Source organism: Rhodobacter lacus (assembly GCF_042683065.1).
GTDB lineage: Bacteria > Pseudomonadota > Alphaproteobacteria > Rhodobacterales > Rhodobacteraceae > Rhodobacter > Rhodobacter lacus.
This window is the reverse complement of sequence record NZ_JBHUIX010000028.1, coordinates 1-2332: the sequence shown is the minus strand read 5'-3', so window position 1 is coordinate 2332 and position 2332 is coordinate 1. Positions and strand designations below refer to the sequence as shown.

Annotated in this window: 7 protein-coding genes; all 7 read left to right on the top strand. The window is 67.4% G+C overall.

Translation table 11 applies throughout. The annotated features are described in order from the left end of the window. A partial coding sequence (locus ACFSM0_RS17725) for a head-tail connector protein (RefSeq protein ID WP_377393721.1) occupies positions 1-255 on the top strand: 255 nt, incomplete at its 5' end. After that, positions 255-593 carry a phage head completion protein gene (locus ACFSM0_RS17720; protein ID WP_377393718.1) on the top strand — a complete coding sequence of 113 codons (339 nt, stop codon included), beginning with the start codon at positions 255-257 and terminating at the stop codon, positions 591-593. The genes ACFSM0_RS17725 and ACFSM0_RS17720, both read left to right, overlap by 1 nt. After that, positions 593-1123, top strand: coding sequence for an HK97-gp10 family putative phage morphogenesis protein (locus ACFSM0_RS17715; RefSeq protein ID WP_377393716.1), 531 nt, complete (start codon positions 593-595; stop codon positions 1121-1123). Before ACFSM0_RS17720 ends, ACFSM0_RS17715 begins: the two co-directional genes overlap by 1 nt. Next, positions 1123-1266 (top strand): hypothetical protein, encoded by a 144-nt coding sequence (locus ACFSM0_RS17710; protein ID WP_377393714.1) that lies wholly within the window; start codon positions 1123-1125, stop codon positions 1264-1266. The genes ACFSM0_RS17715 and ACFSM0_RS17710 overlap by 1 nt, the downstream gene beginning before the upstream one ends. Positions 1267-1269: 3 nt before the next feature. Further along, entirely contained in the window at positions 1270-1641 is a 372-nt protein-coding gene (gene gp17 / locus ACFSM0_RS17705; protein WP_377393712.1) for a tail completion protein gp17, read from the top strand. After that, positions 1634-2098 (top strand): phage tail protein, encoded by a 465-nt coding sequence (locus ACFSM0_RS17700; protein WP_377393710.1) that lies wholly within the window; start codon positions 1634-1636, stop codon positions 2096-2098. Before gp17 ends, ACFSM0_RS17700 begins: the two co-directional genes overlap by 8 nt. A 3-nt stretch (positions 2099-2101) precedes the next feature. After that, the coding region (locus ACFSM0_RS17695) for a GTA-gp10 family protein (protein ID WP_377393707.1) at positions 2102-2332 on the top strand (231 nt) is incomplete at its 3' end.

The following is a 2332-nucleotide window of genomic DNA, read 5'->3' as shown; positions in this document are numbered from 1 at the left end:
GAGATTGCGCAGCCCTTCTGCGAGCCCTCGATTGCGCGCGAGGCCGTCTCGGGGGCGACGATTGCCCTCGATGTCGGCTATGCGCCGGGCGCGGTGGTGCCGCCGCAGCTTGGCCAGGCGATCTTGATGCTGGCGATGGAATGGCACGAGGCGGGGATCACGGTCGAGGAAAGCTACACCGCGCCGGTGCTGAGCTTCGGGTTCCGGCGTCTGGTGACGCAGATGCGCTATCGCCGCCCGCAGGTGGTGGCGTGATGGCGTATCTTGGCCGTAAAATCCAGTTCCGGCGCGCGGCGATCACGGACACGGGCTTCAGCGCGGAGCGGCGCTGGAACACCACCGATCCGGCGGCGGATGATTTTGGCGCCCCGATCTGGGCCAGCCGCCGCGATGTGTCGGATGCCGAGCGCGCGCTGGCGGGCTGGACCGAGGCGGTGGTGGTGAGCCGGTTTGTCGTCGATGCCAATGCGACCACGCTTGCGATCCGGCCCGATGACCGGCTTGTCGCGGGCGGGCGGGTCTATGAGATCACCGGCATCAAGGAAACGGTCACGGGGCGGCTGGAGATCACCGCGCAAGCGCGGGTGGCGTGATGGCAAAGAGCACGCGGCTCAGGATCGAGGGGCTGGCCGATCTCGAACGGGCGCTCGACAATCTGAGCAAATCGGCGGGGCGCAGCGTGTTGCGCCGCTCCCTGCGCAAGGCGGCCGAACCGATGGCGGAGCGGGCGCGCGCGCTCGCCCCGGTCAAGACCGGCAAGCTGCGCGAGAGCATCAAGTTCGGCTCGCTCCTGAATGGTTCGCAGCGCAAATTGCACCGCAAGCTCACGCTGGAAGAGCGCACGGCGATCGAGCTCTTCCTCGGGCCGTCTTACGTCAAGGGGAGCGGCGGGCGCGTTGGGCACCTCGTCGAGTTTGGCACCGCGCCCCACGGCAATGGCGGGCTGTTTGCGGGCACGCTGCATCCCGGCACGCCGCCGCGGCCCTTCATGCGCCCGGCCTTTGATGCCGAGGCAGGCCCGACGATCGCGCGGCTGAAGCCGATCCTCTGGGCCGAGATCGAGAAGGCGGCGGCGCGGGCAGCGCGCAAGGCCGCGCGCGCCGCGGCGAAGGGGGGCAACTGATGGACCGCAAGCATCCTGATGATGTGGTGAAGCTCTTGGCAGATTTGGCCGCGCAGCATGGCTACAGGTTGGTCGCGCTGGAATTGACGGGCACTCAGCCGGTCGGTCTTTGTGTGCCCCATCACACTTACAAAGCCGGGTGAGCGATGCAACAGGCGTTGCGCGCGCTTCTGGGCACGGTGATCGGCGCGGAAAAAATCGCCTGGGGGCGGCTGCCGCAGGGCACGGCGCTGCCTGCGGTGGTCTTGCATCTGATCGACCATGTGGACGGGATGACGATGCAGGGGCCGGATGGGCTTTGGCGCGGGCGGGTGCAGGTTGATTGCTATGCGCCGGGCTATGACGACGCGGAGGCGCTGGCGCGTGCGGTGATCGCGCGGCTGCACGGATACCGGGGCGGGGGCTTTCGCGGGATCCTGCTCGTGGCGCGGCGCGATGACGATGAACCGGGGGCGAGCGATCGCCCGGTTCGCGTGTCGATGGATTTTTTGACGAACTGGAGAGAAGGCAATGGTTGAGGTTCCCTCTCAGGCCGATATCGGCTGGCAGGATGAGCTCTGGATCGGGCGCAGCGCGAATGACGTGGTGAGCTGGACGCAGATCCTGGGCGTCGAAGAGGTTGCGATGCCGGAAAAAGCGCCCGACGACATCGGCACCACGCATATGCAGTCGCCGGGGCGCTCGAAGGAGACGATGCCGGGCATGCTCGCGGCGGCGGACTGGTCGCAGGATCTGCAGTTCTGGCCGGAGCATCCGAGCCATCTTTTGCTCGATGAGCTGGCGGGGCTGACCGAGGCGGGCACGCGCGAGGATGTGCAGATTGCCTTTGTCGTGGGGGGCTTGCAGCGCACCTACCGCGGCTACGTCAACACCTACGTTCCCTCGGGCTCGGTCGGCGAGAAGCGCATGGTGGCGCTTGGCTGCAAGATCTTCGAGCGGATCACGCCGAACCCGACCCTGCCGCAGGAGGGCTAAGCGATGGCAAATCCATTCAAGGGCGAGGTCGATCTCACGCATGGGGGCGTGCGCTACACGATGGTGCTCGACTTCAATGCGCTGTGCGACTTCGAGGGGGAGACGGGCAAGAACGCGCTCACCGCGCTCGAAGGGATGGAGGCGGGGAAGATCTCGGCCTCGGATCTGCGGGTGTTGATGTGGGCGGGGCTGCGCCAGCGCCATCCCGAGATGACGCTCGCGCTCGCGGGCCAG